General features: G+C 75.9%; 29 protein-coding genes and 1 tRNA gene. 11 read left to right on the forward strand and 19 right to left on the reverse strand.

Translation table 11 applies throughout. The features are described from left to right. The first annotated feature begins 509 nt into the window (after positions 1 to 509). Entirely contained in the window at positions 510 to 1064 is a 555-nt protein-coding gene (locus ET526_RS14425) for a hypothetical protein (RefSeq protein WP_135468410.1), read from the forward strand. Positions 1065 to 1091: 27 nt separating this feature from the next. Here ET526_RS14425 and ET526_RS14430 read toward each other — a convergent pair whose 3' ends face one another. The 7 genes from ET526_RS14430 to ET526_RS14460 form a co-directional block, all read right to left on the reverse strand. Continuing rightward, positions 1092 to 1514 (reverse strand): hypothetical protein, encoded by a 423-nt coding sequence (locus ET526_RS14430; protein ID WP_135468411.1) that lies wholly within the window; start codon positions 1512 to 1514, stop codon positions 1092 to 1094. Positions 1515 to 2451: 937 nt separating this feature from the next. Then, positions 2452 to 2523, reverse strand: a tRNA-Thr gene (locus ET526_RS14435). Positions 2524 to 2760: 237 nt separating this feature from the next. Beyond that, positions 2761 to 3687, reverse strand: coding sequence for a 3-hydroxyacyl-CoA dehydrogenase family protein (locus ET526_RS14440; protein WP_135468412.1), 927 nt, complete (start codon positions 3685 to 3687; stop codon positions 2761 to 2763). Between the two features lie 71 nt (positions 3688 to 3758). Then, positions 3759 to 5138: a catalase family protein gene (locus tag ET526_RS14445; RefSeq protein WP_204623641.1), complete on the reverse strand. Its 1380-nt coding sequence runs from the start codon at positions 5136 to 5138 to the stop codon at positions 3759 to 3761. A gap of 151 nt (positions 5139 to 5289) precedes the next feature. Further along, positions 5290 to 6399, reverse strand: a complete 1110-nt coding sequence (locus tag ET526_RS14450) for a 2OG-Fe(II) oxygenase (protein ID WP_135468413.1) — start codon at positions 6397 to 6399, stop codon at positions 5290 to 5292. Positions 6400 to 6503: 104 nt separating this feature from the next. Continuing rightward, positions 6504 to 7853: an MATE family efflux transporter gene (locus ET526_RS14455; protein ID WP_135468414.1), complete on the reverse strand. Its 1350-nt coding sequence runs from the start codon at positions 7851 to 7853 to the stop codon at positions 6504 to 6506. Then, the gene (locus ET526_RS14460; RefSeq protein ID WP_135468415.1) at positions 7846 to 8322 is read right to left on the reverse strand and encodes a winged helix-turn-helix transcriptional regulator; all 477 of its coding nucleotides are present in this window, start codon (positions 8320 to 8322) and stop codon (positions 7846 to 7848) included. The genes ET526_RS14455 and ET526_RS14460 overlap by 8 nt, the downstream gene beginning before the upstream one ends. A gap of 179 nt (positions 8323 to 8501) precedes the next feature. Between ET526_RS14460 and ET526_RS14465 the strand changes: the two genes are divergently transcribed. Beyond that, entirely contained in the window at positions 8502 to 9473 is a 972-nt protein-coding gene (locus tag ET526_RS14465; protein ID WP_135468416.1) for a Bug family tripartite tricarboxylate transporter substrate binding protein, read from the forward strand. 35 nt (positions 9474 to 9508) lie between these two features. On the opposite strand, the gene ET526_RS14470 is transcribed toward ET526_RS14465, so the two are convergent. From ET526_RS14470 to ET526_RS14520, 11 genes are all read right to left on the reverse strand, one after another. Then, the gene (locus ET526_RS14470) at positions 9509 to 9850 is read right to left on the reverse strand and encodes a cupin domain-containing protein (RefSeq protein WP_135468417.1); all 342 of its coding nucleotides are present in this window, start codon (positions 9848 to 9850) and stop codon (positions 9509 to 9511) included. Continuing rightward, the gene (locus ET526_RS14475; RefSeq protein WP_135468418.1) at positions 9847 to 10785 is read right to left on the reverse strand and encodes a dihydrodipicolinate synthase family protein; all 939 of its coding nucleotides are present in this window, start codon (positions 10783 to 10785) and stop codon (positions 9847 to 9849) included. Before ET526_RS14475 ends, ET526_RS14470 begins: the two co-directional genes overlap by 4 nt. Next, positions 10782 to 11279, reverse strand: coding sequence for a YcgN family cysteine cluster protein (locus ET526_RS14480; RefSeq protein ID WP_204623643.1), 498 nt, complete (start codon positions 11277 to 11279; stop codon positions 10782 to 10784). The genes ET526_RS14475 and ET526_RS14480 overlap by 4 nt, the downstream gene beginning before the upstream one ends. A gap of 127 nt (positions 11280 to 11406) precedes the next feature. Further along, positions 11407 to 12255, reverse strand: coding sequence for a sulfotransferase (locus ET526_RS14485; RefSeq protein ID WP_135468419.1), 849 nt, complete (start codon positions 12253 to 12255; stop codon positions 11407 to 11409). 25 nt (positions 12256 to 12280) lie between these two features. Continuing rightward, entirely contained in the window at positions 12281 to 13000 is a 720-nt protein-coding gene (locus tag ET526_RS14490; RefSeq protein ID WP_135468420.1) for a lipid-binding SYLF domain-containing protein, read from the reverse strand. Positions 13001 to 13026: 26 nt separating this feature from the next. Next, complete coding sequence (locus tag ET526_RS14495) at positions 13027 to 13890, reverse strand: lipid-binding SYLF domain-containing protein (RefSeq protein WP_240048406.1); 864 nt, start codon at positions 13888 to 13890, stop codon at positions 13027 to 13029. Between the two features lie 37 nt (positions 13891 to 13927). Then, positions 13928 to 14620 carry a histidine phosphatase family protein gene (locus tag ET526_RS14500; RefSeq protein ID WP_135468421.1) on the reverse strand — a complete coding sequence of 231 codons (693 nt, stop codon included), beginning with the start codon at positions 14618 to 14620 and terminating at the stop codon, positions 13928 to 13930. A gap of 46 nt (positions 14621 to 14666) precedes the next feature. After that, the gene (locus ET526_RS14505) at positions 14667 to 15512 is read right to left on the reverse strand and encodes an ABC transporter permease (RefSeq protein ID WP_338025365.1); all 846 of its coding nucleotides are present in this window, start codon (positions 15510 to 15512) and stop codon (positions 14667 to 14669) included. Beyond that, positions 15509 to 16282 carry an ABC transporter ATP-binding protein gene (locus ET526_RS14510; protein WP_135468422.1) on the reverse strand — a complete coding sequence of 258 codons (774 nt, stop codon included), beginning with the start codon at positions 16280 to 16282 and terminating at the stop codon, positions 15509 to 15511. Before ET526_RS14510 ends, ET526_RS14505 begins: the two co-directional genes overlap by 4 nt. A 55-nt stretch (positions 16283 to 16337) precedes the next feature. Continuing rightward, on the reverse strand, positions 16338 to 17456 hold the full coding sequence (locus ET526_RS14515) for a hypothetical protein (protein ID WP_135468423.1): 1119 nt from the start codon (positions 17454 to 17456) through the stop codon (positions 16338 to 16340). Then, positions 17453 to 18490 carry a hypothetical protein gene (locus ET526_RS14520; protein ID WP_135468424.1) on the reverse strand — a complete coding sequence of 346 codons (1038 nt, stop codon included), beginning with the start codon at positions 18488 to 18490 and terminating at the stop codon, positions 17453 to 17455. Before ET526_RS14520 ends, ET526_RS14515 begins: the two co-directional genes overlap by 4 nt. 118 nt (positions 18491 to 18608) lie before the next feature. On the opposite strand from ET526_RS14520, the gene ET526_RS14525 reads away from it, so the two are divergent. Further along, positions 18609 to 19322 (forward strand): metallophosphoesterase family protein, encoded by a 714-nt coding sequence (locus tag ET526_RS14525; RefSeq protein ID WP_135468425.1) that lies wholly within the window; start codon positions 18609 to 18611, stop codon positions 19320 to 19322. A 77-nt stretch (positions 19323 to 19399) separates the two neighbouring features. Continuing rightward, positions 19400 to 20830 carry a PfkB family carbohydrate kinase gene (locus ET526_RS14530; protein ID WP_135468426.1) on the forward strand — a complete coding sequence of 477 codons (1431 nt, stop codon included), beginning with the start codon at positions 19400 to 19402 and terminating at the stop codon, positions 20828 to 20830. Between the two features lie 12 nt (positions 20831 to 20842). Here ET526_RS14530 and ET526_RS14535 read toward each other — a convergent pair whose 3' ends face one another. Beyond that, the gene (locus ET526_RS14535; protein ID WP_135468427.1) at positions 20843 to 21952 is read right to left on the reverse strand and encodes an enolase C-terminal domain-like protein; all 1110 of its coding nucleotides are present in this window, start codon (positions 21950 to 21952) and stop codon (positions 20843 to 20845) included. 90 nt (positions 21953 to 22042) lie between these two features. On the opposite strand from ET526_RS14535, the gene glk reads away from it, so the two are divergent. The 7 genes from glk (at position 22043) to ET526_RS14570 (ending at position 26345) form a co-directional block, all read left to right on the forward strand. Continuing rightward, positions 22043 to 22996: a glucokinase gene (gene glk, locus ET526_RS14540; RefSeq protein ID WP_135468428.1), complete on the forward strand. Its 954-nt coding sequence runs from the start codon at positions 22043 to 22045 to the stop codon at positions 22994 to 22996. A gap of 161 nt (positions 22997 to 23157) precedes the next feature. Next, the gene (locus ET526_RS14545; RefSeq protein WP_135468429.1) at positions 23158 to 23619 is read left to right on the forward strand and encodes a VOC family protein; all 462 of its coding nucleotides are present in this window, start codon (positions 23158 to 23160) and stop codon (positions 23617 to 23619) included. Positions 23620 to 23789: 170 nt separating this feature from the next. After that, positions 23790 to 24086: an AtpZ/AtpI family protein gene (locus ET526_RS14550; protein ID WP_135468430.1), complete on the forward strand. Its 297-nt coding sequence runs from the start codon at positions 23790 to 23792 to the stop codon at positions 24084 to 24086. A gap of 25 nt (positions 24087 to 24111) precedes the next feature. Continuing rightward, the gene (locus ET526_RS14555) at positions 24112 to 24867 is read left to right on the forward strand and encodes a F0F1 ATP synthase subunit A (RefSeq protein ID WP_135468431.1); all 756 of its coding nucleotides are present in this window, start codon (positions 24112 to 24114) and stop codon (positions 24865 to 24867) included. 52 nt (positions 24868 to 24919) lie between these two features. Further along, the gene (locus tag ET526_RS14560) at positions 24920 to 25156 is read left to right on the forward strand and encodes an ATP synthase subunit C family protein (protein WP_135468432.1); all 237 of its coding nucleotides are present in this window, start codon (positions 24920 to 24922) and stop codon (positions 25154 to 25156) included. 74 nt (positions 25157 to 25230) lie between these two features. Then, entirely contained in the window at positions 25231 to 25836 is a 606-nt protein-coding gene (locus tag ET526_RS14565; RefSeq protein WP_135468433.1) for a F0F1 ATP synthase subunit B family protein, read from the forward strand. A 2-nt stretch (positions 25837 to 25838) separates the two neighbouring features. Then, complete coding sequence (locus ET526_RS14570) at positions 25839 to 26345, forward strand: F0F1 ATP synthase subunit B family protein (protein ID WP_135468434.1); 507 nt, start codon at positions 25839 to 25841, stop codon at positions 26343 to 26345. Positions 26346 to 26362: the final 17 nt, after the last annotated feature.

The raw sequence follows: 26362 nt of genomic DNA on the forward strand, positions 1-26362 counted from the left end.
TTCACGACATGGGACGGGCTGACCATCAGCCGCTCCGCCACCGCGCGCACCCTCACCCCGCCATCGCAGGCCGTCAGCACCCGCCCGCGCAGTTCCGGCCCGTACCCCTGACCGCGACGTCAACCCATCGCCGCCACGGCACGCCCGCCGCGACCTGGCACTACCGCGACGCGGCTGGCGCGCTGCTGTTCGCGGTCTGCCGCTTCGATCCGCCCAGCGTGCGCAAGCAAATCCTGCCCCTGTCCTGCGGGGCGGAGGGCTGGCGGTGGAAGGCACCGCCCGAGCCGCGCCGTTCTATGGGCTCGACACGCTCGCCGCACGCCCAGCGGCGCGCAGGCGGTGAGCAGGGCGGATTGGACCCCGCTGCGCGGGCGCCTGGTGGCCACGTGGCCCGACAACGACGCGCCGGGGCACAAGGCCGCGGCCGAGGTGGCGAAGGCCGCCAGCGCTGCCGGGGCTGCCCGCGCGGTGGTGGTGCCGGTGCCGCGCGACTGGCCCGCGGGATGGACGTGGCGGACCCGCTGCCGGAGGGCACCACCGCCGACACGCTGCGCGCCATGCTGGCGCAGGCGATGGCCGAGCCGCCACGGGCGGAGACGCCGGGCGACGCGCTGCGCGCCGATGTGGCGCGGGCTGCCGCGATGGCGCGCGAGGATTGGCTTGCCGCTCGACTGGACATGGCGCGCAAGCATCGCGTGCCGGTGGCCGAACTCGACGCGCTGCGGGCCGCGGCGCTGCGCACACAGCGGCAGGCCGAGGAAGCCGAGCGCGAGGCGCCCGAGCCGCCGGTTGATCCGCGCGGCTGGGCCGACCTGCTGGTGAATGGCGCCGACCTGCCCGACACGGCAGGCGAGCTGCCCGCGATGCTCGCCACCGTGCCGCATCTGTTCGACCGCGACGGCCCGGCGCGCATCGCCCGCGACTGGACGCGCGACGGCTTCGTGGTGGAGCCGCTGACGCTCAACGGGGTGGTGAACGAGGCGCACCGCATCGCCCGCCCCTGGCAATGGGTGAGGAACCGCGGCAGCGGCGAGATGAAGTGGGCAGGACATTACGCTGCCTGAGCGCGTGGCGAAGCTCTACCTCGACAATCATGACGGGTGGGAGCTGCGCCCGCTCGACAGCATCACATCGGCGCCGTTGCTGCATCCCGACGGGACGATCCGCGCCGCCGAGGGATACGACCCCGAGACGCGCCTGTGGTGCGAGCGCGTGCCCGCGGTGACGGTGCCGGCCGCGCCGTCGCGCGAGGATGCCGCGGCGGCGCTGCTGCGGCTGCGGCGGTGGTTCCGCACCTTCGCCTTTGCCGATGCCGAGCGCGTGGCGGAGGCAAGCGCGCCGGTGCCGGTGCTGGACATGGCGAAGCCGCCCGGCGCGGACGAAAGCGCGTTCCTCTGCGCGCTGCTGACGGCGGTTTGCCGCCCCTGCCTTTGGCTGGCACCGGGGCTGTTGGTGCGGGCGCCCGAGTATTCCGGCGCGGGCACCGGCAAGGGGCTGCTGTTGTCGGAGGACATGGCGCGGCAGTTCCTGACAGTGGAACTCGACGCCGGGACGGAGGCCTCCGGCGCGCGACTTCCGCGGCAACTTCGGTGCCGACACGCTCGCCGCGCGCGGGGCGCTGTTGACGGATGCGCTGACGGTCTGGCGGTGGGGCCGGCAGATGGTCGACGCGCTGCTGGCGGAATGGTCTCTCGGCAGCTTCGCCGATTGGGCTCGGTAGTGCCGCGACCCGCTGGTGGCGCTCGGCTGCCGCGACCCGGTGCTTCGCGTGGCGGACGCCAAGGCAAAGGACCCGCGCCGGCAGCGGGTGGCGGAACTCTTCACCGCCTGGTGGTCGGCCTACGGCGACCAGCCAGTGACGGTGGCGGACCTGGCCGAGTCGGTGCGAGCGGTGGCCGACCTGGCGGGCCGCGGCCGGCAATACCTGGTAATGGTGGTGCGCGCTCGACGGGACACGCGCGGCGGCTTCGTGCTGACACGCAGCGCCAGCGTCGGTCGGTGGACGCCGATTGCTACAGCTCGGCAGGCGCCGGGCGAGGCGGCCACCCCCCCCTATGCCTCTCGGCACCTTCACGCGCGAGATGACTCTCCCTATTTGGGGTGCCGCGACCGCTATCGCGCGCGCCGAGGCGGCGGGGGTTCGCCTACGCCTACGGCCGGATGGTGGCGTGCTTCCACCCCTTCCGCTGCCACGACCTCCGCCACACCTGAGGTGTCCGCGCGCTGCGGCGCGGCATGCCGATCTTCGAGGTGTCGCGTCACCTCAGCCATGCCACCGTGCAGACCACCGAGGGCTATGTGCGCTGGCTGCGGCGGGCGCCGGGCTGACGGCGCGCGGCTGTGGACCGATGCGGGACCCCGTAGCAGGGCGCGAGGCCGGTCCGGCAGGCCGTAGCGGAAACCGCCGCCCTCCGGCCTTTATCCGTCTGATGACGCCGGGGAGTCTGGCGATGCCGGGTGAGGGATTCGAACCCCCGACCTTCGGTTTACAAAACCGCTGCACTACCGCTGTGCTAACCCGGCCCGCTTGGCTCCTGGAGCATTTTCCGTTCGCCCCAACCCACGGCAAACGCCCCGGCCTCTTGATGCGCAGGCATCTTCATCCGTTCAGGCGGGGCCACCTGAACGGGATCTGCTCTAGCACGGTGGCGAGGCGCAGCAAAACCGCGCCCCGCCCATGCCACCGGCCGCCTTCACGGCTCGCCTGTCCGTGGCCGCCGCCCCGCGCGCGGGGGCGTCCGCGGGAGGCCGCCCAACGGATCAGCCTTCCTGGCGCAGCAGCGCCAGCGCCGCGCGCAGCATCCGCTCGTAGCGCTCCCGCTCCCGCGCCACCGCCTCCGGCGGCCAGTCGCGGACGCCGCGCCCGGTCTTGGCGCCGAGGCGCCCCTCGGCCACCAGCCGCGCCAGCGTCGGGCTCGGCTCGGCGCTGTTGCAGAGGGTGGGGTAGATGGTGCGCGCCGCGGCGAGCTGCGTCTCCAGCCCCGCCAGCTCCTTCTGCAGGATCGGCCCGGCGCCCATCAGCCGCATGCCGAAGGTGAAGCGCACGGCGTTGTCCACATCCTCCGCGCTCGCCAGGCCCTGGTCCAGGGCGTGGAAGCACTCGCGCACCATGGCGTGCTGGATGCGGTTGGCCAGGAAGCCCGGCACGTCGCGCGCGACGCGGATCGGCACCCGGCCGAGGCTCGCCATGATCTCCGCCAGCCGGTCGCACACCGCGGGATCGGTGTGCTCGCCCTGCACCACCTCGACGCCGGGAACCAGGTGCGCGGGCAGGAAGAAGTGCAGGTTGGCCATCCGCGCGCGGGTAGCGCAGCCCTCGGCGATGTCGGTGATGCGGAAGCCCGAGGCGTTGGAGGCCACCGGCACCCCCTCCGGCACCAGCCGGTCCAGCGCCGCGAACACCTCGCGCTTGAGGTCGAGCCGCTCCGGCACCGCCTCCACCACCACCCCGGCATCGGCGAAGCCGACATCGGCGAGGGTGGTGACGAGGTCGAGCAGCTCCACCCGCGCCGGGCGGGCGCCGAGCTGGTCGAGGGAGAGTGCCACGCGATCCAGCCGCTCCGGCCAGGCGGCGCGGTCGGGCTCCACCGCCGTCACGTGCCAGCCCCCGGCCAGGAAGACGGCCGCGATGTCGCAGCCCATCAGGCCGAAGCCCACCACCACGGCCTTGCCCACCGCACCGCTCATCCCGCTCCCTCCGCAGCCCTCGGCGGGGCGCACCATCGCGCGGAAGCGCGGCGGGGTCGAGCCTCCGCGGATCAGGCGCCGCGCCGGCCTGCCAGGGCGCGCCGCCCGGGGCGGAGGAGGAGGCGCCCGGCCGCCGCCGTGCCGAGCAGCGCCGCCAGCAGCGCGAGCCGCACCGCGCCCCCAGGGGCGTGGCGGAGCAGCGCGCCGCCGAGGACGAGGGCGAGCCCGGCCGCCGCGCCGATGGCGAGGCCGCGCGCCGTCGGGCGCATCGGCGGGCTCCAGGCGCCGGGCGGCGCGTCGGGCGTACCGGGGCGCCGTCCCTCACGCCCGGGCGCGGCGCCGAACACCGCGGGCGGATCCGGCGCGAGGACGAGCCGCGCCCGCGGCTCGCGGATCTGGCGGCGGTTGCGCTCGGCGCGGAACCGCGCCCCCTCCTCATAGGCGGCGCGCCGGGCGCGGTTGATCGCGCCGAGCGGCCGGTGCGCCGCGAGCCCGTGCCAGGGGCTGAAGGCCAGGCCGTCATCCACCTGCCGGGCGCGCGCCTCGCTCCAGGCGGGCTGCGGCGGGACGATGAGACGCGCCACCGTCCGGTGGGGGCTCTCCGCCTCCGGCCAGACGACGGATGCGTTCTCGATCGGCATGGTGTCGGGGTTGGTGCGGAGCTGCACGCGGAGCTCCCACTCGGCGCCATGCTCGCGGAAGAAGGCGATCACCGCCTCGCGCAGCCCGTTCGGCCGGCCGCGCAGGTCGAGCGGCGCGCCCCGCAGCGCCAGCAGCGCCGGGGAGGCGGGCGCAAGGGAAAGCTTGGCGACATGCTCGCCGTAGCGGAACGGCACCTGGGTGTGGAAGGTCTCGCCCAGCGGGTGGGTCGCCGGGTGCCCGCCCATGGTGGTCAGCGTCCAGGGACGAAAGCCGAGCGCCCGGAGGGTGCTGACCGCCGGCCGCAGCAGCGCGGCGAGGCCCTTCTTCCACGCCTGGCCGGTGTCGGTCGTGGCCTCGACGACGGTGATGTTGCGCAGGAAGACCCGCAGGTCGGGCTCGGTGAAGGCGGGCTGGTTCACCATGACGAAGTCCTGCGTCACCTCGCCCTCGGAGCCGGGAAGGCGCTCGCCCTCGACCCCGATCACCTTGATCGCCATGCCGCGGGGGACGGAGATGTCGTCGTCGATCACGTCGCCCCGGTTGGTGGAGAGGCGCATCACCACGGGGTAGCGGCCCGGCCGGGCGAACATCCCCTGCGCCAGCTCCGGCGGCAGGCCCTCCGGCACCACCATCTCGCCCTCGAGCAGGCCGTGGCTCTTGGTGTGGATGCCGCGCATGGCGTGGCCGTAGTGCCGGAAGGTGGTCTCCTGGATGCCGCGCATGCGCCGGCGCAGCGCCGCCGCGGTCTCGGCCTCTCGTGGCTCGGGCCGCTCGATGTCGGGGCGGTAGGGCAGCGGGGGGCGCGGCATGGGCGGCTCCGGTTCGTTGCGCACGGAGCAGATTCGCCCTTCCGGCCGTTCCGGCCGTCCGCGATCCGCCCCGGCTGCGGATGCGCCGCGTCCTCCCGCGGCTCCGGCGCAACGCCGCCGCCGGCGGCCTGTTCCGCCCGCCGGGCTGCGCTCAGCCGCCCTCCGCCGCCCCGGCCTCGGCGAGGCTGGTGCGATTCGCCTCGCGCAGCCGCGCCGCCGCCTCGTCGTAGAGGAAGGGAAGGCAGGCGTAGCGCGTGCCGCGCGTCACCGGCGTCGCCTCGTGCAGGAGGGAGCAGGAGAACACCACCGCCCCGCCCATCGGCGGGCGGTAGCGGCGCGGGCCGAATTCGGGGAACCACAGCGCCCCGCCCTCATAGTCGTCGTTCAGGTTGATGCTGACGGCGAAGCGCCGGTGCGCGGTGCCGGGCGTGGTGTTGTCGCGGTGCGCGCGGAAATGCCCGCCCTCGGCCGCGTCGTAGCAGGCGACGATGTAGCGCTCGATGCGCGTCGGCGCGAAGTGGAAGGCCTTCCGCATCTCGGGCGCGATGCGCCGGCTGACGCGCTCGCGGATGGCGGCGCGCAGCGCCTCCTCGCGGATCTCGCAGTCGCGGCGGCGCTTGTGGCGCGGGTCGAGCACGCCGACGGTGCGGCCCTCCCGCTCCACCATGAAGCCGCTCTCGGTGCCGCCCTCCGCCTCGTAGAGCGCGACGAGGCGGCGGCACAGCTCCGGCTCGAACACCCGCGGCAGCAGCAGCACCGGCGCCGGCGCTTCCGCCCCGCCATGCAAAGCCGGCGGCGGCAGGCGGCGCAGCAGGTCGAGCAGGGCCGGCAGATCGGCGATGGCGCCGCAGGCCAGCACGCGCAGCATGGGGTCGAGCAGGAAGGCGCTCGGCAGGTAGCGCGCCACCCCGCCCTCCAGCGGCAGCAGCACGCCCCAGAGCCGGCTCACCGCCCCGTCGCGGTCGCGCAGGATGCGCAGCCCCGGCACCGCGTCCCGCGGCCCGCCCTCGGCGTCGTCGGCGGGGTCCACGCTGACGGCGAAGCCGGCGCAGCGCGCATCGTCGAGCAGCCCCTCGGCCCGCGCCTCGCGCAGCGCCCGGTGCGCCGCGATCGCCGCCGGATGCGCCGACGGGCCCGGGAAGGCCACCAGCACGTAACGCCCCGCGACGGAGGCGAAATTGTAACGGGGATTGTTGACGGTCTCGGCGTGGAACCAGGGGGCGGGGTCGCCGGGCAGCGGATGCGGGACGGGAGGAATCATGTCCTTCACGTCATTCTTTCGTGAGAATACGGAAAGGCAGATTACCGCCCGAACGTATGGGTTGAAATGCCTGTCTTGCGATTCCCTGCTGCCTGTGGGCAGGGTCACCCCCGCCCCGGCCAGACCCCCGGCCGCACCGCCGCGGCATTGACCGCGCCGAGGGCGGTGATGCCGAGCGCGACGGCCAGGAACTGTCCCGTGAGGCCGAGGCCGAACAGGTCGGCGAGCACCCAGCCGCCGCCCACCGCGATGCCGATCCGCGCCAGCGCCGCCGCCACCGGCCAGGCCATCCGCCCCGCGCCCATGGCGGCGAAGTAGAGCGCCATGCCGAGGCCGAAGCCGGGCAGGGCGGGGCCGATGATGGAGAGCGCCTCGGCCGCGATCGTCCCCACCGCCGGGTCCTGGGTGAAGATCCGCACCGTGGCCCCGGGGAAGAGGGCGACCGCGAGGCCGACCGCGCCGGTCGCCGCCAGCGCCATCGCCCCGCCGGTCCAGGCGATGCGCCGCGCCGCCGCCCAATCCCCGGCGCCCGCCGCGCGCCCGACCAGCGCCGTCAGCGCCGAGCCGATGCCGAAGGCGAGCGGCACCATCAGGAACTCCAGCCGCGCCGCCACCCCATAGGCGGCGACCGCCGCCGCCCCGTGGCGGGCGATGCGCGCGGTGACCAGGATCGTCGTCAGGTTGGCGAGCACCGCGGTGCCGCAGGCGACGAGCCCGACCGAGAGGATGCGCCGGAACAGCGCCGCCTGCAGCGGCACCCCGAAGCTCGGCCGGAATCCCGCCCCGCCGGCCAGCACCACCGCCGCCATGCCGAGCGTCGCCCCCCACATGGCCAGGGCGAAGGCGATGCCCGCCCCGGCGAGGCCGAGCCCCGCCGGCTCCATCAGCGCCCAGGCGAGCGGCGGATAGGCCAGCCAGGCGAGGCTCAGCACGCGCGAGGCCAGAGCATGCCGCCCGCCGCCGCGCAGCACCGAGGCCAGGGTGTTGGCGAGCCAGGCCGGCACCGCCCCGGCGCCGAACAGCCAGGCGGCGTAGGGTGCCGCCGCCGCGGCCGCCTCCGCCCCGCCGATCGGGCCGAGCACGGCGCGCGGGAAGCCCGCGAGCAGCACCGCGAAGGCGAGGCCGAAGCCGCAGGCGATCACCAGCGCATGCACCACCAGGGCCGAGGCCTCCTCCCGCCGCCCGGCGCCGAGGGCGCGGGCGATGGCCGAGACCACGCCGCCGCCCATCGCCCCGGTGGACATCTGCTGCAGCAGCAGGACAAAGGGCAGCACCACCGCCCAGCCGGCCAGGGCCGCCGTGCCCTGGCGGGCGGCCAGCACCGGCTCGACGAGCTGGCAGGCGGATTGCAGCAGCGCCACCGCGGTGGTGGGGGCGGCGAGGGCGAGAACCAGCCGCCAAGTGGGGACGGGGGGCGTGGCGCGCGCCGCGGCCGAGGCGGCGCCTTCAGGCATCGGCGCCGCCGAGGCGGGCGCGCAGCGCGGGCGAGGCGCCGGGGCCGGGCAGCGCGCGCACATCCTCGGGGCCGAGCGGCCTGCCGTCGCGGCCGAGCGGCGGCGGCGCCGTCACCTCCTCGCCGGTGACGCGCTCGCGCAGCACCACCACCGGCCCCTCCGGCGGGGCCATCCAGCGGTCCGCCCAGCGCTTCAGGGCGAGGTAGGCGGGGAAGAAGTCCCGCCCCTTCTCGGTCAGGCGGTATTCGGCGCGGGGGCCTTCGCCCCGCTCCAGCAACCCGTGCGCCACCAGGCTGCGCAGCCGCGCGCTCAGGATGTTGGGGGCGATGCCGAGATGGCGCTGGAAGTCGTCGAAGCGAGTGGTGCCGTAGAAGGCCTCGCGCAGCACGAGGATGGCCCAGCGTTCCCCCAGCACCGCCATGGAGCGGGCGACGGGGCAGCGGTGCCGGGCGAAATCGGTGCGGCCCATGGGCGGCTCCCTGGCGGGCATGGCTTGCAGGATGCAAGCCAGCGGGGAGGCAAGCAGGCTGGCTTGCGAATTGCAAGCCGCCCCCGCGCCCCGGCAGCGACAGCGCCCGGCGGGCCCGGCTACACTCCGCCGCAACGGCCGGCCCGCGGGCATGGCCCGAGAGGAGGAGGAACACGCCCATGCGCCGCCGCGGCCTGATCGCGCTCGGCGCGGCGCTCGCCACCGCGCCCGCCTTTGCCCAGACGCCGGCCGCCTGGCCGGAGCGGCCGGTGCGCATCATCGTGCCCTTCCCGCCGGGCGGTTCCACCGATGTGGTCACGCGGCTGATCGCCGAGGGCATCACCGGCCCGCTGCGCCAGCCGGTGATCGTCGAGAACCGCGGCGGCGCCTCCGGCATGATCGGCGCCGAGGCGGTGGCGCGCGCCGCGCCGGACGGCCACACGCTGCTGATGGGCTCCTCCGGCACCCACAGCATCAACCCCAGCCTGTTCCCAAACCTGCCCTACGATCCGGTGCACCACTTCGCGCCGGTGATCCTGACCGCGACCTATCCCCTGCTGATGGTGACGCCGCCCGACCGCGCGCCGAACACGGTGCAGGAGTTCGTCGCCCATGCCCGCGAACGGGCCGGGCGGCTGAACTACTGCTCGATCGGCAACGGCCAGCCCTCGCACCTCGCGGCCGAGCTGTTCAAGGCGATGGCCGGCATCGAGATGCAGCACATCCCCTACCGCGGCAGCGGCCCCGCCATCCTCGCCGCCATGGCCGGGGAGTGCGACGTGCTGTTCGACAGCGCCCTTTCCTCGGGCCCGCAGGTGCGGGCGGGGCGGCTCAAGGTGCTGGCGATCAGCACCGCCCGGCGCATCCCCTCCTGGCCGGATGTGCCGACGATCGCGGAGAGCGGCCTGCCCGGCTACGACGCCTACACCTGGACCGCGCTCTACGCCCCGGCGGGCACGCCCGAGCCGGTGATCCGCCGCCTGAACGAGGAGGTCGGCCGCTTCATCGCCTCGCCCCGCTTCCGCGAGGCGCTGGAGGCGCAGGGCGCGGTGGCGGGGGGCGGCACGCCGGAGGAGCTGGCGCGGTTCAACGCCAACGAGATCCGCAAATGGGCGGAGGTGATCCGCGCCGGCAACATCCGCCCCGACTAGAGCGGTTTCCGCCCCACAGCCGGGTGGAAACCGCCCTAGCCCGGCAGCCCCTTCAGCTCGATCTCGACGAAGGAGAGCGGGCGGTCGCCGGCATTGACCACGTTGTGCTCGACCCCGGCCGGGCGGCTGTAGGAGACGCCCGCCGTCAGCCGCGCCGTCACCCTCTCGCCGCCGGGAAGCTCCAGCAGCAGCGTCCCGTCGGTGACCGGCACCACCACGTAGTGCCAGCCATGGCGGTGCCAGCCGGTCTCGGCGCCCGGCGCGAAATCCCAGCGGGTGACGCGCAGCTGCGCATCGTCCTGCTGCACCGTCGCCACCGCCGGGGCGCGGCAGCGCAGCGTCCCGCCGCCGTCGGCGGGCGGGCTCGCGCCGCTCATTCGGCGGCCTTCGGCGCGGCGAGGCCCTGCAGGGGCAGCGCGCCGGCGGCCTCCCAGGCGGCCCAGACGGCATCCGCCTGCGCCGGCGTCAGCGGCAGGTGCGGCGGGCGGATGGTGCGCCAGCCATCGTCGCCGGTGGAGCGGGCGATGATCTCGCGCAGCCCCGGGATCAGCGGCACCGAGGTCGCGGCGCGGCGCGTCGCGGTCAGCACCGCCTGCGCCGCGTCGGCCTCCGGCCCGGTGCGCTTCGCGTAGACGATGCCGCCCCAGGGGCAGTTGGCGTTGGAGGCGGCGGTGATGCAGCCCGCGCCGCCATCGGCGAGGATGCGCTGCACGAACTCGTCCGAGCCGGAATAGACCTCGAAGCCCTCGGCCGCGAAGGCGTCGATCATCGCCTTCATGTTGGCGTAGTCGCCCGAACTGTCCTTCACGCCGCGGAAGGCGCCGGGGAAGGCCTTCAGCAGCCGCTCGATCAGCGAGAGGCTGAACGGCACCGCCGATTGCTGCGGGAAGTGGTAGAGGTAGAGCGCGATGCCGCCGCCCGTGCGCTGCACCAGCTCGGCGAAGTAGGCGAACAGTCCGTCGTCGGAGGGATTCTTGTAGTAGAAGGGCGGCAGCACCAGCACGCCGCGGCAGCCCTGCGCCCTCGCGTGCAGCGTCAGCTCCACCGTGTCGGAGAGGCTGGCGCAGCCGGTGCCGGGCATCATGCGCGCGGCCGGGATGCCGCGCGCGATCAGCCCCTCCAGGATCTCCTTGCGCTCGGAGAGGCCGAAGCTGTTGGCCTCGCCGGTGGTGCCGAGCACGCCGAGGCCGTTGCAGCCATGCGCCAGCAGCCAGCGGCAATGCGCCGCCATGCGGTCGGGGTCGGGGGAGAGGTCCTGCCGCATCGCGGTCAGCACCGCGGCGTTGATGCCGCCGAACAGCGCGTCCTTCATCCGGTTCCGGGTCCTTTCGCTGGGGGAGCGGGGGCCTGCGCGCGCGGCGGCACCAGGCCGGGCCAGCGCACGACGTGATCCCCGAGCGCGCCGGCGTCGCGCTCGCGCACCGCGCGGCCGCGCACCGAGACGCCGGCCCTGTGCACCGTCTCCGGATCGCCGGAGACGAGGGGGTGCCACCAGGGCAGGTCCTTGCCCTCGGCCAGCAGGCGGTAGGCGCAGGTCGGCGGCAGCCAGTCGAGCCGGCGCACCCGCGCCGGGGTGAGGCGGACGCAGTCCGGCACCCATTTGCGGCGGTTCTCGTAGTCGGCGCAGCGGCAGGAGGGGATGTTGAGCAGCCGGCAGGCGACGTTGGTGAAGGCGAGGCGGCCGGTGTCCTCGTCGCGCAGCTTGTGCAGGCAGCAGCGGCCGCAGCCGTCGCACAGGCTCTCCCACTCGGCGCGGCTCATGCGCTCGAGCGGCTTGGCCTTCCAGAAGGGGAGGGGCTCCGGCAAGGGACCATCCTCGGGCAGACGGGGCGGCGCATACATCAGGCCCCGGGGCGCGATGCGCAACCGTCCCGCCCGCCGCCCATGCCGGCGGGCCCGCGCGCGGGCACCTCCGGCGAGGCCGCCGGCCGTGTCAGCCGCCCGCCGCCTCCGCCAGCGCCGCCCGCCAGCGCGCCCGGTCCGCCTCGGCCGGCCCGGCGCGGTAGGCGTCGAGGAAGGCGGCGACGCGGTGCGGGTCGCCGCCGCCGGGGCGGTGCGGCGCCCCCATCACCGCCGCCACCCGCTCCGGGTCGAAGGGCGGCAGGCCGGCCCAGGCGGCGATGCCCTCCAGCACGCGCCGCGGCGCCTCGGTCAACGCCTCGCAGGAGACCAGCCGGGCGCGCCCGCCGGGAAGCGCGCGCAGCACCTCCCAGGCGTCGCAGAGCGCCTGGAACTCCCGGTGCATCGCCGCCGCCGCCTGCGCCGCGTCGAGGCCCGGATACCAGGCGCCGGTCGCGGCGCGGCTCCTCTGGATCGCCACCGGGTCGCGCAGCAGCACCAGGAACCGCCCCTCGGGGAACAGCCGCGCCAGGAAGGCGGCCTCCGCCGGGCCGTAGCGGATCTCCTTGAAGCCCCAGTAGCGCATCCCCGGCCGGCGCAGCGCGGGCGGGAACAGCAGGTCTTCCAGGAAGCGCCGGAAGGCGGGCAGCGCCGTGGCCTCGGTGCAGGCATTGGCCCATTCGATGGACCAGCCCTCCGGCGCGGCGATGGGGCGGGAGGCCAGCATCTCCGGCACGAAGCGCGCGGCCCGCGCGATCCGCTCCCCCGCCCAGGGGCCGAAGAGCTGGTGCCACAGGCCGAGCAGCGTGCCGGCGAGGCCGTTGTGCTCGCCGAACATCACCACCGAGTCGTGCAGGTTGAGCAGGCGCTGCAGCAGCGTGCTGCCGCTGCGCCCGGTGGCGAGAAGGCAGAGCAGCGCGCCGGGCGGGGCGGGGGCGGTCACGGGCGGCGCGCCCCTCCCTCCCGGCTCAGCGCGCCGCCGCGCCGTGGCGCAGCAGCGCCGCGCGCAGCGGGTCGGCGCCCGGGTTGTGCGCCTCCATGCCGAGGACGATCTGCCGCGGCCCCACCTCGCGCCCGTAGTAGGCGCGGTTGGAGGCGCTGCGGGCGGAGAGCAGCGAACCCTCGAGCGCGATGCCGGCGAACAGGCCGCGGCTGCGCGCCAGCGCCACGATGTCCGCCCCGCCCGCCGCCGTGGTCGCGCCCTCGAGCCCGGCGCCCAGGGTGGCGACGGCGATGGCGACGTCGGCGCCGATCTTCACCTGGCTGTCCATCAGCGCCGCGAGGCCGCGCCCGGTCATGACCAGCATCATCACCTGCATGTCCTGCACGCCGATCTGCAGGCCGAGGGAGCCCGAGGCGAGGCCGTAGAAGGCGGGCGAGGACCAGGAGCCGGCGGCGTCGCGGGCGAGCAGCACGCAGCTCCCGCCCTCTCCGCCGAGCACGAAGCCGGCGCGGAAGACGCGCGGGCAGACCAGCACCGCCCGCGCCCGCCGCAGCAGGCCCTCGGCGTCGCGCCGCGCCGACGGCTCGCCGGTGGTCAGCAGCTCCTGCACCGTCAGCGCGGCCTGGTCCACGAGCGCCTGCTCGCGCGTCTGCGCCGCGGCGGGGGCGGCGAGCGGGAGGGCGAGGGCGAGCAGCGCCGCGGCGAGGCGCGGCAGTCCGCGCGGCCTCCCCGGCGCCTTCCGCATGGCGGGCCGTCCGCGGCCGGGCATCGCTAGCGCAGCGGCGGCAGCGGCGTGGCCTGCACCCCGCCCGCCGGGGCGGCCTGCATCGCCGGCTGCGGCTGCGCGGCCGGGGCCTGGGCCGCCGCCGCGGGCGCGGCGCCGCCGAAGCGCAGCAGCATGGCGCGCAGCGGGTCGGCGCCCGGGTTGTGCACCTCCATGCCGATGACGATCTGCCGCGGCCCCACCTCGCGCCCGTAATAGGCGCGGTTCCAGTCGCTGCGGGCGGAGAGCAGCGAGCCCTCGAGCGTCAGCCCCGCATAGAGGCCGCGGGCGCGGGCGACGGCGACGATGTCCGCCCCGGCGGCGGCCGTGGTCGCCCCCTCCACCGAGCCGCCGAGGGTGGCGAAGGCGATGGAGGCGTCGGCGCCGAACTTGAACTGGCTGTCGAGCAGGGCGTTCAGCGCCCGGTCGTTCATCACCATTATCAGCACCTGCGCGTCCTGGATGCCGGCCTGCAGGCCGAAGCTCGCCGAGCCCAGGGTGTAGAAGGCGGGCGAGGACCAGGAGCCGGCGGCGTCGCGGGCGAGCAGCACGCAGCCGCCGCCCTGGCCGCCGAAGAAGAAGCCGGCGCGGAAGACGCGCGGGCAGACCATGGCGGCGCGGGCGCGGCGCAGCAGGCTCTGCGCGTTCAGCCGGTCGTTGCCGTGGCCGAGGATCTCCTGCACGGAGAGGGTGGCGCGGTCCACCAGCGCCTGCTCCTCCCCCGGCGCCGGCGGGCGGGCGCAGGCCGCGAGCGCGAGCAGCGCCGCGAAGAGCGCGAGGCGGCCCGCCGCCATGCCCGGCGGCCGGCCCCCGGTGCCGCGTGCCGGCCGCGCGCGGGCCGCCACGAGATGGCGCATCATGAGACGGCGCATGAGGCGCTTTCCCCAACCCCCCTGAATCGCCGGCAGGCTAACGGCTCGGCGGCGCGCTGTCCAAGGCTTCCGGGGCTTGTTGCGAATTGGCATCCTCCGCCGGCGGGCCGGTCCAGGGCTCCTCGTTCACCGCGGCGACGCGCCAGTCCGGCCCATGCTTCTCGAGCCGCGTCAGCCCGAGGTTGCGGATCGAGAACACCAGCGCCTGGTGCGCGGAGAGGCCGAGCGCGTGGGCGAGCGCGGCGCGAATCGAGCCGCCATGGGCGACGATCACCACATCCTCGCCACGGTGGCGCTCGGCGAGGCGCTCCAGCGTCGGCGCCACGCGCTCGCGCAGCCGGGCGAAGCTCTCCCCGCCCGGCGGCTCCTCCTCGGCGCCGTGCGGCCAGAAGGGGTGGGGCGGATGGCGCAGCCGCTCCACCAGCGCCTCATGGGTGATGCCCTGCCACTCGCCGAGGTCCTGCTCGCGCAGGTCCGGCTCTTCGGCGAGGGGCTGGGCGGGGTAGCCGGCGGCGAAGATGGCGGCGGCGGTGGCGCGGGTGCGCGAGAGGGTCGTCACGTACCAGGCGGCCGGGCGCGGCAGGCGCCAGGCGAGCCAGCGGTAGAGCGCCGCCTCCTCGCGCAGCGCGATGTCGCAGAGCGCGACGTCCATGCTGCCGTAGAGGATGGCGCGGGCCGAGGGCTCGACCACGGCGTGGCGGACGAGGAAGAGGCGGGTCGGGGCGGTCACGCCCCTCCTCTACCCCGCCGCCGCTCCGGGCGCGAGGCGCCCGGCATCACTCCCCGATGTTGAGCAGCGCCCCCCTCTCCCGCGCCGCGCGAAGCTGGCGCGCGAAGACGAGGCCCATCAGCCCGAGCCACAGCGCGTCCAGCCCGAAGGCCCAGGCCAGGTGGCCCCAGGCGACGACGCCCTCGAGCAGCGCCGAGCGCATCCCCTCGAACACATGCGCCGCCGGCAGCGCCAGCGCCACCGGCTGCAGCCACTCCGGCAGCACGGCGACGGGGTAGAACACCGCGGCGAAGGGGGTGATGCCGAACAGCACCGACCAGGCCAGCGCCTCCGCTCCCGCGCCGAAGCGCAGCAGCAGGCTGGTGACGCCGAGCGCCACCGCCCAGCCCATCAGCAGCAGCGCCGCGAAGAAGGCCACCACCACCGGCCCCATGCGCCACAGCCCGAAGGCGTAGAGCGCCCAGGCGAGCAGCACCGCCGGCACCACGCCGACCAGCACGCGCACCACGCTCATGCCCATCAGCGCCAGCACCAGCTCCTGCGGGCGCAGCGGGCTGACGAAGAGGTGGCCGAGGTTGCGGCTCCACACCTCCTCGAGGAAGGAGATGGAGAAGCCCATCTGCCCGCGCAGCGCCACCTCCCACAGCAGCACGCCGCCGAGCAGCACGCCCGCCGCCACGCTGCCGACGCCGTGCTGCACCCCGGCCAGGTAGGCGGTGACGAAGCCCCATACCACCATCTGCAGCACCGGCCAGTACATCAGCTCGACCAGCCGCGGCCAGGAGCGGCGGTAGAGCGCGAGGTGGCGGTACATCAGCCCCCAGACGCGCCGCGCGCTGGCGCGCAGGGAGCCGGTCCGCCCGGGCGCGAGGGCCCGCGCCGGGGCGCTCATGCCGGCGCCTCCGCCGCGGCGCGCCGGCCGCGGGCGATGTCGAGGAACACCTGCTCCAGGTCGTCGCGGCCGTAGCGGGCGATCAGCGCCTCCGGGCTGCCCTGGTCCACGATGCGGCCCTGGCGCAGCATCAGCACGTGGGAGCAGAGCCGCTCCACCTCGCCCATGTTGTGGCTGGCGAGCAGGATGGCGCAGCCGCTTTCCTCCCGGTAGCGCTCGAGCCAGCCGCGCACCCAGTCGCCGGTGTCGGGGTCGAGGCTCGCCGTCGGCTCGTCGAGCAGCAGGAGCTCGGGGCGGTTGATCAGCGCCTTGGCCAGCGCCACGCGGGTCTTCTGCCCTGCCGAGAGCTCGCCGCCCGGGCGGTCGAGCAGCCCGGTGAGCTGGAGCTGCTCGGCCAGCTCCGCGATCCGCCGCTCGGCCCGCGGCACGTCGTAGAGGTGGGCGTAGACCCGCAGGTTCTCGGCGACGGAGAGCCGGTGCGGCAGCGCGATGTAGGGGGAGGAGAAGTTCATCCGCGCCAGCGCCGTGAAGCGGTCGCGCGCCATGTCGTGGCCGAGGCAGAGCACCCGCCCCGAGGTCGGCAGCAGCAGGCCGAGCAGCATGGCGATGGTGGTGGTCTTGCCCGCGCCGTTGCCCCCGAGCAGCCCCCAGGTCTCGCCGCGCGGCAGGGCGAAGGAGAGGTCCTCCACCGCCGGCGGGGCGTCCTTCCGGTAACGCTTGGTGAGGTGCTCGGCCAGGATGGCGGGCGGCGCGGCGAGGGGCGCGTGCATGATGCGCGGCATATGCGGGCGGCCCGCCGGCCTGCCAAGCCGCGGGCGCCGCGGCTCAGCCCCGCAGCAGGCGCCCCTCGAACAGGGTGATGCCGGCCTCCCAACCCCAGCCGATGCCCCCGGCGCGGTCCACCCCGGCCAGCACCACCCGGCCGGGCGGCAGGGAAGGGGGCAGGCCGGCCGCGGCCAGCGCCGGCGAGAAGGGCAGCCGCACCGCCTCCACCCCCAGCCGCTCCGGCGCCAGCAGCGCCGCCACCGCCGGCCCCTCCGCCTCCAGCACCAGGCGGTAGCCGCGGCCGCGGCAGAGGGCGGCGGCGGCGAGGAACCCCTCCGGGTCGGCCAGCGCCTCGGCCGCCGGGAGGCCGAGGCGCAGCGCCGCCCGCCCCTCCCGCCCCAGCGCGGCGTCGAGGCGCCGGAACTCCGGCGAGGCGATCGCCGCGAGGCCGAGCGAGAGCCCGGCGGCGCCGAGGCGGCGCGCCTCCTCCGGCCGCGCCAGCTCGGCCAGCAGGCGGCGGTCCAGCACGCCGCGCAGCCGCCGCGCGAGGCCGGGCGAGGCCGCCGGGTCGAGGCCGGGGAGCAGCGCCGCCCACAGCTCCGGCAGGGCGAGGCGCCATTCGGTCCAGCGCGGCTCGCTCACCCCGCCCTCCGGCGGCAGGTGCAGCACCGGGCGGCAGCGCAGGAAGGCGGCGAGGCTGGCGGTGCCGAGGGTCCGCTCCAGCGCCGCGAGGTCGGCCGCCCCGGCGCCCGCGCCCCCGGCCGGCGGCTCCGGCGCGGGGGCCGGGGCGAGCGCCGCCTCCAGCGCCGCGAGCAGCGCCGCCGCCTGCCGCGGCAGGCGCAGCAGCGCCGGGGGCGCCTCGGGCAGCAGGGCGCCGAGCGTCTCCGCCGCCGCCCGGAGATGGGCGTTCCCGGGCGGGGCCAGGGCCACCAGGTCGCCATTCGGCAGGGCGAAGACCCGTGCGCGGTGCGGCCGCTCGAGCGGCGCCAGCGCCTCGCGCAGCAGCCGGTGGTGGTGCGCGCGCCGCAGCCAGGGCGCGAGGGGGCCGAGCCGGAGGTGCAGCGCCTCCCGCTCCAGCCCGGCGGCGACGGTCTCGCGCACCAGGGCGGCCAGCGCGGCCGCGTCCTCGGCGCGCGGCAGGCCGACCGCCTCCGGCGTCGCCGGGCCGAGCGCGCTCACGCCGCGCCCTCCGCCTCGCCCGGCGGCAGCAGCGCCTCGACGGCGGGGCCGGCGAACAGCCCGATGCCGCGCGCGAGCCCCCAGGCGATCGCCTCCGCCCCGCCGCAGCCGAGCAGCACGAGCCGCCCGGGGTCGAGGGCGCGCAGCGCCTGCACCGGCCCGCGGTCGGCCAGGGCCGGGGACCAGCGCAGCAGCAGCAGCGGCGCCCCCTCCGGCAGCGCCGCCGGGGAGAGCAGGCGCAGCGCCACGGCGTCCAGCCCCTCGATCGCCGGAGTCCAGCCGGCGGCGGCGAGGCGCGCCGGCATGTCCGGCGCGGCCAGCGCCTCCAGCGGCAGGGCGCCGAGCGTCCCCTCGGCGGGCGCCGGCGGCACCGTTCCGCCGCGCGGCAGCGGCAGCAGCGTGCCCGGCCCCGCCGGCAGGGACGGCGCGGCGGCGAGGCGGCGGGCGAGGGTGTCGGCGGCGTGGTCGAGCAGGTCCGGATCCTCGCCCGGCGAGCCGAGCGCGGCGGCGAGCGCGGCGCGGGAGAGGACGAGGCGCCGCAGCGCGACGCGGGGCGGCCGGCCGGGGCCGAGGCGGAGCACCGCCCGCCGGCGGAGGAGGCGGGGCAGCGGCAGCCGCTGCAGCGCCGCGTCGAGGCCGGCAAGGGGGGCGGCGGCAAGATCCGGCGGGGGAGCGGCCTCGGCCCAGGCCAGCAGCGCGGGGGCCTCCTCCGGCAGGCGCCACAGCGCCCCCGCCGCGTCGAGGCCCACCTCGTCGAGCAGGGCGCGGGCGCGCGCCGCCGCCCCCGCCTCCCCGAGCAGGAGCAGCGCGCCCCCCGGCGCCTCCAGCACCTCTCCCCTTCCCTCCCGCGCCGCCTCCTCGAGCAGCAGGCGCAGGGCGCGGCGCCGGCGCGGCGCGGCCGGGGCGAGGCGCAGCGCCGCCTGCCCCGCCCCGCCCCCGGCCAGGAGCCGGCGCAGCCGGGCGGCGAAGGGGGCGGCCGCGTCCCGCCGCCAGGCGGCGGGGGGGAGGGCGGCGGGAGGGAGGGTCACGGTCATGCGCGGTCCTGGCGCGGTGCAAGGCGGCGACGTTCCGGCTAGTGTCCGGGGGGCCCGCCGGGGCGGGCAGCGGCACAGGAGCCGGGATCCGGCGATCGGGGACCAGAATCGCACCGACATGCTGAACGAACAGCTAGCGCCCGGCTCCCTGCCGCCGGGCCTGCGCGTCTACGCCGTCGGCGACGTGCATGGCTGCGCCGGCCGGCTGGCGGCGCTGCACGCCCGCATCGCCGCCCATGCGCGGGCGCGCCCGGCGCGGCGCGTGGCGCTCGTCTATCTCGGGGACTACGTGGACCGCGGCCCGGACAGCGCCGGGGTGCTCGACCTGCTGCTGCGCCCCGCGCCGGTGCCGGGGGCGGAGGTGGTGACGCTGGTCGGCAACCACGAGACGATGATGCTCGACGCCTGCGACCCCCGCGCCCATCCCGGGGCCATGCCCTTCTGGCTGGACAATGGCGGCCAGGAGACCCTGGCGAGCTACGGCGTCGACCCCGGCGATCCGCGCCTGGCCGAGGCGCTGCCGGCGGCGCACCTGGCGCTGCTGCGCCGCTGCCCGCTGCGCTGGGCGGCGGGCGACTACCTCTTCGTCCATGCCGGGATCCGCCCCGGCGTGCCGCTCGACCGCCAGGACCCGTTCGACCTGCTCTGGATCCGCGAGCCCTTCCTCTCCTGGGAGGGGGAGCTGCCGATGGTGGTGGTGCACGGCCACACGCCGAGCCCGTCGCCCGCGGTGCGGCCGCACCGCATCGGCATCGACACCGGCGCCTGCTACGGCGGCGACCTGACCTGCCTCGTGCTCGAGGAGCAGCGCCTGGGCTTCCTGGTCGCCTGAGCGCGCGGCGGGCGCGCCGGCCCGAATCGCGGCGCCATGCCTTGCGCCCCGGCCACGGCTTGGGCTACCGCAGCCCCATGCACGGCCCCGCGCCTGTCTCCGCCGACCCCGCGACCCCGCCCACGGCGGATCTCGCGGACGCCGTCCGCCAGCTTCGCCGCGGCACCGCCCTCGTGGTCGGCGACGCCATGCTGGACCGCTACGTCTTCGGCCGGGTCGAGCGCGTCAGCCCCGAGGCGCCGGTGCCGGTGCTGTGCGTGGAGCGCGAGGTGGCGCTGCCCGGCGGCGCCGGCAACGTGGTGCGCAACCTCACCGCGCTCGGCGTCGCCGTCGCCTTCGTCTCGGTGGTCGGGGACGACCAGGCGGGCAGCGACCTCACCGGGCTGATCGGCGGCCAGCCGGGGGTCGAGCCCTGGCTGCTGGTGCAGGGCGGGCGCGCCACCACCACCAAGACCCGCTTCATGGCCGCCGGGCAGCAATTGCTGCGCGCCGACCACGAGAACACCGCGCCGATCCACCCCCGCCTCGCCGAGCGGCTGGTGCGCATCGCCTCCGACGCCGTGGCGGCGACGGCGGTGATGGTGCTGTCCGACTACCGCAAGGGCGTGCTGGCCGCCGACACCGCGGCGCAGCTCATCGCCGCGGCGCGCGCCGCCGGGCGGAAGGTGGTGGTGGATCCGAAGGGCGGGGCGCATGCCCGCTTCGCCGGCGCCGACCTCATCATCGCCACCAGCGCCGAGCTGGCCGAGAGCACCGGCCTGCCCGCCTCGACCCGGGCCGAGGCGGTGGCCGCGGCGCGGGCGCTGCGCGCCGCGCACGGCTTCGGCGCGGTGCTGGTCCTGCGCGGCGAGACCGGTCTCACCCTGGTCGAGGCCCCCGAGGAGCCGGGCGGCGAGGAGCGGGTGAGCCACATGCCCTGCGACGTCGCCGACGTGGTGGACCCCGCGGGCGCCGACGACGCGGTGGTGGCGGTGGCCGCGGCCGGGCTCTCGGCCGGGCTGCCGCTCCGCGTCTCGGCCCGGCTCGGCGCGCTCGCCGCCGGCATCGTCATGGGCAAGACCGGCATCTCCGTGGTGCGCGAGGACGAGTTCCTGGAGGTGCTGCAGCCCGGCTGGCTGGCGCGGCGCAAGCTGGTGACGCGGGCGCAGGCGATGGAGCGGGCGGAGCGCTGGCGCCGCGCCGGCTGGCGCATCGGCCTGATCGCCGGCAGCGCCATGGCCGACCTGCCCGGCGTGCTGGCCCAGGCCCGCGCCTGGTGCGACCGGCTGGTGGTGGCCCTGCACGAGGCCGATGGCCGCGCCGAGGCGCTGGCCGAACTCGCCGAGGTGGACCTGGTCACGCGCTTCACGGGCGACAGCCCGGTGGAGCTGATCCGCCTGCTGCGCCCCGACGTGCTGGTGCAGGACCCCGAGCACGCGCCGGAGACGGTGGCGGGCGGCGAGGTGGTGCAGGAATGGGGCGGGGAGATCCGCCGCCCCGTCATCGCCGCAGACACGCTGGGCGCCTGACCCGGCGGAGGGTCATTCCAGCACCGCGATCCGCTTCCGCCCGATCAGGTCGAAATCGATCTCGGCGCCGAGGCCGGGCCCCTCGGGGGCGCGCACCAGCCCGTCGCGGTCCACCGCGATGTCCTCGACGAGGCCGTACTTGTGCGCGCCGTCGGGCAGCAGCACCTCGAAGAAGGTGGTGTTGCGGATCGCCATGCAGACATGCAGGTTGGCGACGTTGTTCAGCGAGTTGCCGCCGTGGTGCACCTCGTAGTTCATGCGGAAGGCCTCGGCGAGGTGCGCGGTCTTGACCATGGTGGTGATGCCGCCCTTCACCGCGACGTCGCCGCGCAGGTAGTCGGTGGCCTGCAGCATGACCCACGGCGCGTAGGATTCGAGGCCGGTCGCCGGATACTCGGTGGCCATGATCGGGATGTCGAGCTTCTGGCGCAGCTTGACGTAGCCGGTGATGTCCTGCTCGTGCAGCGGGTCCTCGTACCAGAGGAAGCCGAGCCGCTCTGCCGCGCGCCCGACCCGGAGCGCCGAGGGGAAGTCGTAGGCCCAGGTGGAATCGAGCATCAGCGTGTAGTCGTCGCCGACCGCGCGGCGCACCGCCTCGCACACCCGGATGTCGGTGGCCGGGTCCTGCGGCGGGTGGATCTTGTAGCCCTTCCAGCCGCCTGCCTTGAACCGCTGCGCCTCCTCGGCGTAGGCCTCGACCGAGGCGAGCCGCGCGGAGGAGGCGTAGGCGCCGATCGCGGTGCGGCAGGTGCCGAGCAGGCGGTGGATCGGCAGCCCCGCCGCCTGGCCGGCGATGTCCCACAGCGCCACGTCCACGGCGCCGATCGCGCGCACCGAGACCAGGCGGGAGAAGGGCCAGAGCGCGGCGTTGATCCGCTCGCGCTCCAGCGGGTCCTTGCCGAGCAGCAGCGGCTTCAGGAAGCGGATCAGCCCCGGCCCGTCGTTCTCCGCCGTATGCGTCGCCGAGCCGAGGAAGGCGTGGCCGGTGATCCCGGCATCGGTGCCGATGCGCAGCAGGCCGAGGGCGGAGGCGCCGCCGGCCTGGGTCGCCGCCGAATGGTAGGAGGTGGGCGGGATGCCCTCCCAGGCAAACAGCGTCAGCGACACATGCGTGATCCTCATGGGCGTTCCCTTCCCCCTGGCGTTGCGGCGAAGCTTCCCGGGCCGGCCGCGCGCCGGCCACCATACCTGCCGACCTGACGCGGGAGCACCATGCCAGACACCGACGCGCCCCGGCTGATCGCCGACATCGGCGGCACCAACGCCCGCTTCGCCCTGCTCGGCGCCGCCGGGCCGGGGGCGCTGCACCGCGTCAAGCTCGACGCCTATGCAGACATCGAGGCGGCGATCGCCGCCTTCCTGGCCGAGGCCGCGCCCGCTCGGCCGCCTTGCGCCGCGCTGCTCGCCGTGGCCGGACCGGTGGAGGAGAACCGGGTGCGGCTGACCAACCGCGGCTGGTGGGTGGACGGGGCGGCGATCGCCGCCGCGCTCGGCATTCCCGCGGTGCGGGTGATCAACGATTTCGAGGCGCTGGCCTGGGCGCTGCCGCACCTCTCCGGGCCGGACCTGCTGGCGCTGGGCGGGGGGGCGCCGGTGCCGGGCACGCCGATGGCGGTGCTCGGGCCCGGCACCGGCCTCGGCGTCGCCTGCTTCCTCCCCCCCGACCGGGCGCTGCCGACCGAGGCCGGCCACACCAGCCTCGCCGCGCACGACGCGCGGGAGGCGGCGGTGATCGAAGCGCTGCGCCCGCGCTTCGGCGGCCACGTCTCGGCCGAGCGGGCGCTGTCGGGCGGCGGGATCGAGAACCTGTACGCCGCCCTGGCGGAGATCGGCGGCGTGGCGGTGCCCGCGCGCGGCGCCGCCGAGATCACCGCCGCGGCGCTGGCCGGCACCTGCCCGGTCTGCCGTGAGGCGTTGGAGATGTTCTGCGCCATCCTCGGCGGCGTGGCGGGGGACATGGCGCTGGCCTATGGGGCGCGCGGGGGGGTGTTCGTCGCCGGCGGCATCGCGCCCCGCTTCCCGGAATTCCTCGCCGCCTCGGCCTTCCGCACGCGCTTCGAGGCGAAGGGGCGGTTCCGCGACTGGCTGGCGCGGGTGCCGGCCGCCCTGATCGTGCGTCCGGACGCGGCGATGGTCGGCCTCGCCGCGCTGGCGCGGCGGCTGTAGGGGGGGCGGATCGCGCGCCGGAGCGGGAGGGGGATGCCCGTACGGGCGCGGGCGGGTGCGCCCAATCTCTTTTTTGTTCTTATTCTGTTCTTGAATTCCCGCCGCGCCCCGGGCCAGCATGGCGCGCGGCCGACGCGCCGCGTGGAGGAGGACCCCAAGCCATGCCCGTGCCCCCGATCCCGCCCGGCTACCGCAGCGTCACCCCCTACCTGATCCTGGAGGACGCCGCGCGCGCCCTCGCCTGGTATGCCGAGGCCTTCGGGGCGCGCGAGCGGATGCGCCTGCCGATGCCGAACGGCCGCATCGGCCACGCCGAGATCGAGATCGGCGACAGCGTGGTGATGCTGGCCGACGCGGTGCCGGAACACGGGATACGCGACCCCCGCGCGCTCGGCGGCTCGCCGGTGACGCTGCACCTCTACGTCGCGGAGGTGGACGCCACCGTGGCGCGCGCCGTCGCCGCCGGCGCGGCGCTGCAGCGGCCGGTGGAGAACCAGTTCTACGGCGACCGCTCCGGCACGGTGCAGGATCCCTTCGGCCACATCTGGCACGTCGCCTCCCATGTCGAGGAGGTGCCGCCCGAGGAGATGGCGCGGCGGATGCGGGCGATGGACGGCGGCTGATCGCGGCGCGCGCCCCTGGCCGGCGCGGTGGCCGGCGTGACACACTCGGGCCGGGCGGGGCCATCCGGACCGTGCCGGGCCGTCTGCCCCCGCCGGCGCTTGCTTGACATGCCGCGGGGGGTGCCGTAGCAGCCCGGTGCCTTCCGGCGGGGAACCGACGGAGGAGCACGGTGAACGATCGGGACGGGTTCGAGGATCGGCTGCGCGCGGCACGGGCCCGAAGGGGCCTCGACAGGCCGGGCGAAGCAGGCCGGGGCGGCCTTCCCGCCGGTCCTTGGGGGATCGGCTTCCGCGCCGGCGTCGAGGTATTCTCGGCCCTTGTGGTCGGGATCCTCATCGGCCTGCTGCTGGACCGATGGCTCGGGACCTGGCCGTGGCTCTTCCTGCTGTTCTTCGTGGTGGGCGGTGCCGCCGGGGTGCTGAACGTGTACAGGCTGTTCAACCCGCGCCGCGGCACCGGTTCGTAGCCGCAGCGTTGGGGGAGCACAGCCCGTGGCCGCCGAAGGCAACACGATCGACGCGCTGAGCCAGTTCATCCTGGTTCCCGTCCTCGGCAGGGTCGGCGAGTCCGTCGGCTTCACCCAGTCCAACCTGCACATGCTGATCGCCGTCGGGCTGATCACCGCGCTGATGATGTGGGGCACCGCGAAGCGCGCCCTCATCCCGGGACGGATGCAGGCGCTCGCGGAATCCGCCTACGAGTTCGTCCACGGGCTGGTGACCGAGCAGGTGGGGGAGAAGGGCAAGCGGTTCTTCCCCTTCGTGTTCTCGCTGTTCATGTTCATCCTGTTCGGCAACATGCTGGGGCTGTTCCCCTACGCCTTCACCTACACCAGCCACATCGCCGTCACCTTCACCCTGGCCGCGATCGTCTTCGTGCTGATCACGGTGGTGGCGCTGGCGATCCACGGGCGGAAGTTCTTCGGCTACTTCTTCCCCGAGGGCGCGCCGGTGTGGCTCGCGCCGATCATCGTGCCGGTCGAGATCGTCTCCTACCTGTCGCGCCCGGTCAGCCTCTCGATCCGCCTCTTCGCCAACATGGTGGCCGGCCACGTCATGCTGAAGGTGTTCGCCAGCTTCGTCGTGATGCTCGGCGGCCTCGCCGTGATCGGCCCGTTCGTCGCGCTGCTGCCGCTGGCGCTGAACGTCGCCCTGGTCGCGTTCGAGGTGCTGGTGGCCTTCCTGCAGGCCTACGTCTTCGCCATCCTGACCTGCATCTACCTGCACGACGCGGTGCACCTGCACTGAGCGTCCCCCGCAGAACGCCTTCCAACCCGGTCCAGCAAGAGGGACACGAACGATGGATCCTGCCGCTTACGTCGCCGCCTACAAGGCCCTCGGGGCCGGCATCGCCGTGATCGCCCTGTTCGGCGTGGGCCTCGGCATCGGCAACATCTTCTCCTCGCTGATCAACAGCGTGGCCCGCAACCCGGGCGCCCGCGACGCGGTCTTCCCGATCGGCATCCTGGGCTTCGCGCTGACCGAGGCGGTGGCGCTGTTCGCCCTGCTGATCGCCTTCCTCATCCTGTTCGCCTGAGCCTGCGCCGGGCGCGCGCCCCTGGCCGGGGCGGGCGCGCCGGCGTATCCATCCGGGCGAGGAGGAGATCCACGATGCGTCGGTTGGTTCTGGCCGCCGCCCTGATCGGGGCCGCGGTGCCATGCGTGGCGCTGGGGGCGCCGCCGCCGGGCGAGCCCGTGCCGGGCATGCCGCAGCTCGCCTTCGGTCACCCCGTCCAGGGGCGGCTGCTGATCTCCCATGTCGTCTGGCTGCTGATCATCTTCGGCCTGCTCTACTACGTGATGGCGCGCTACGCGCTGCCGCAGGTGGGGAGCGTGCTGGAGGAGCGGCGCCGGCGCATCGAGGCCGACCTCGAGGCGGCCCGCGCCGCCAAGGACAGCGCCGACCGCGCCGTGGCCGAGCACGAGGCGGCCACCGCCCGGGCGCGGGCCGAGGCGCAGGCGGCGATCGCCGCGGCGCTGCAGCAGGCCCAGGCCGAGGCGGCGGCGCGGACCGAGGCGCTGAACGCCCGCCTCGACTCCCAGATCCAGGAGGCGGAGAAGCGCATCGCCGCGGCGCGCGACGCCGCGATGGGCGCGCTCCGCCAGGTGGCGGCGGAGACCGCGGACGCGCTGGTCGCGCGGCTGATCGGCCGGGCGGACCGCAAGGCGGTGGAGCGCGCCGTGGAGCGCGAGCTCGCCGCGCGGGGGAGGGCCTGACCATGCCCAACGGCTACGCCTATTTCTGGCACGATCCCAAATTCTGGGTCGCCGCCAGCACCATCCTCTTTGTCGTGCTGGTCGGGCGCCTCGCCTGGCGGCGCATCGCCGCCCTGCTGGACGCCCGCGCCGAGCGCGTGCGCGCCGAGCTGGACGAGGCCGCGCGCCTGCGCGCCGAGGCCGAGGCGATGCGCCGCCAGGCCGAGGCCGACCGCGCCGCGGCGCTGAAGGAGGCCGAGGAGCTGCTGGCCCGCGCCCGCGCCGAGGCGCAGCGCGTCGCCGAGGCGACGGCGGCCGAGGCGGAGGCGGCGGCGAAGCGGCGCGAGCGCATGGCGATGGACCGCATCGCCGCGGCCGAGGCCGGCGCGCTCGCCGAGGTGCGCGCCGCCGCGGCCGAGATCGCCACCGCCGCCGCCCGCAACGTCATCGCCGAGCGGATGGACGCCGCCGCCGACGCGAAGCTGATCGACCGCGCGGTGGCCGAGCTGCCGCGGGCGCTCAGGGCCTGAGATCCCGCGCGGGGACG

It is taken from the genome of Crenalkalicoccus roseus (genome assembly GCF_004761865.1).
In the GTDB taxonomy this organism is placed as follows: domain Bacteria; phylum Pseudomonadota; class Alphaproteobacteria; order Acetobacterales; family Acetobacteraceae; genus Crenalkalicoccus; species Crenalkalicoccus roseus.

Bases quoted from the DNA above. Each gene is read 5' to 3' on its own strand.
- ET526_RS14545 (WP_135468429.1), top strand. From the start codon at position 23,158: ATGCCCGTGCCCCCGATCCCGCCCGGCTACCGCAGCGTCACCCCCTAC.
- ET526_RS14530 (WP_135468426.1), top strand. From the start codon at position 19,400: ATGCACGGCCCCGCGCCTGTCTCCGCCGACCCCGCGACCCCGCCCACG.
- glk (WP_135468428.1), top strand. From the start codon at position 22,043: ATGCCAGACACCGACGCGCCCCGGCTGATCGCCGACATCGGCGGCACC.
- ET526_RS14520 (WP_135468424.1), bottom strand. From the start codon at position 18,490: ATGACCGTGACCCTCCCTCCCGCCGCCCTCCCCCCCGCCGCCTGGCGG.
- ET526_RS14455 (WP_135468414.1), bottom strand. From the start codon at position 7,853: ATGCCTGAAGGCGCCGCCTCGGCCGCGGCGCGCGCCACGCCCCCCGTC.
- ET526_RS14490 (WP_135468420.1), bottom strand. From the start codon at position 13,000: ATGCGGAAGGCGCCGGGGAGGCCGCGCGGACTGCCGCGCCTCGCCGCG.
- ET526_RS14475 (WP_135468418.1), bottom strand. From the start codon at position 10,785: ATGAAGGACGCGCTGTTCGGCGGCATCAACGCCGCGGTGCTGACCGCG.
- ET526_RS14430 (WP_135468411.1), bottom strand. From the start codon at position 1,514: ATGTCCTCCGACAACAGCAGCCCCTTGCCGGTGCCCGCGCCGGAATAC.
- ET526_RS14440 (WP_135468412.1), bottom strand. From the start codon at position 3,687: ATGAGCGGTGCGGTGGGCAAGGCCGTGGTGGTGGGCTTCGGCCTGATG.
- ET526_RS14470 (WP_135468417.1), bottom strand. From the start codon at position 9,850: ATGAGCGGCGCGAGCCCGCCCGCCGACGGCGGCGGGACGCTGCGCTGC.
- ET526_RS14560 (WP_135468432.1), top strand. From the start codon at position 24,920: ATGGATCCTGCCGCTTACGTCGCCGCCTACAAGGCCCTCGGGGCCGGC.
- ET526_RS14510 (WP_135468422.1), bottom strand. From the start codon at position 16,282: ATGCACGCGCCCCTCGCCGCGCCGCCCGCCATCCTGGCCGAGCACCTC.
- ET526_RS14505 (WP_338025365.1), bottom strand. From the start codon at position 15,512: ATGAGCGCCCCGGCGCGGGCCCTCGCGCCCGGGCGGACCGGCTCCCTG.
- ET526_RS14570 (WP_135468434.1), top strand. From the start codon at position 25,839: ATGCCCAACGGCTACGCCTATTTCTGGCACGATCCCAAATTCTGGGTC.
- ET526_RS14535 (WP_135468427.1), bottom strand. From the start codon at position 21,952: ATGAGGATCACGCATGTGTCGCTGACGCTGTTTGCCTGGGAGGGCATC.
- ET526_RS14450 (WP_135468413.1), bottom strand. From the start codon at position 6,399: ATGATTCCTCCCGTCCCGCATCCGCTGCCCGGCGACCCCGCCCCCTGG.
- ET526_RS14565 (WP_135468433.1), top strand. From the start codon at position 25,231: ATGCGTCGGTTGGTTCTGGCCGCCGCCCTGATCGGGGCCGCGGTGCCA.
- ET526_RS14445 (WP_204623641.1), bottom strand. From the start codon at position 5,138: ATGCCGCGCCCCCCGCTGCCCTACCGCCCCGACATCGAGCGGCCCGAG.
- ET526_RS14460 (WP_135468415.1), bottom strand. From the start codon at position 8,322: ATGGGCCGCACCGATTTCGCCCGGCACCGCTGCCCCGTCGCCCGCTCC.
- ET526_RS14495 (WP_240048406.1), bottom strand. From the start codon at position 13,890: ATGCGCCGTCTCATGATGCGCCATCTCGTGGCGGCCCGCGCGCGGCCG.
- ET526_RS14525 (WP_135468425.1), top strand. From the start codon at position 18,609: ATGCTGAACGAACAGCTAGCGCCCGGCTCCCTGCCGCCGGGCCTGCGC.
- ET526_RS14465 (WP_135468416.1), top strand. From the start codon at position 8,502: ATGCGCCGCCGCGGCCTGATCGCGCTCGGCGCGGCGCTCGCCACCGCG.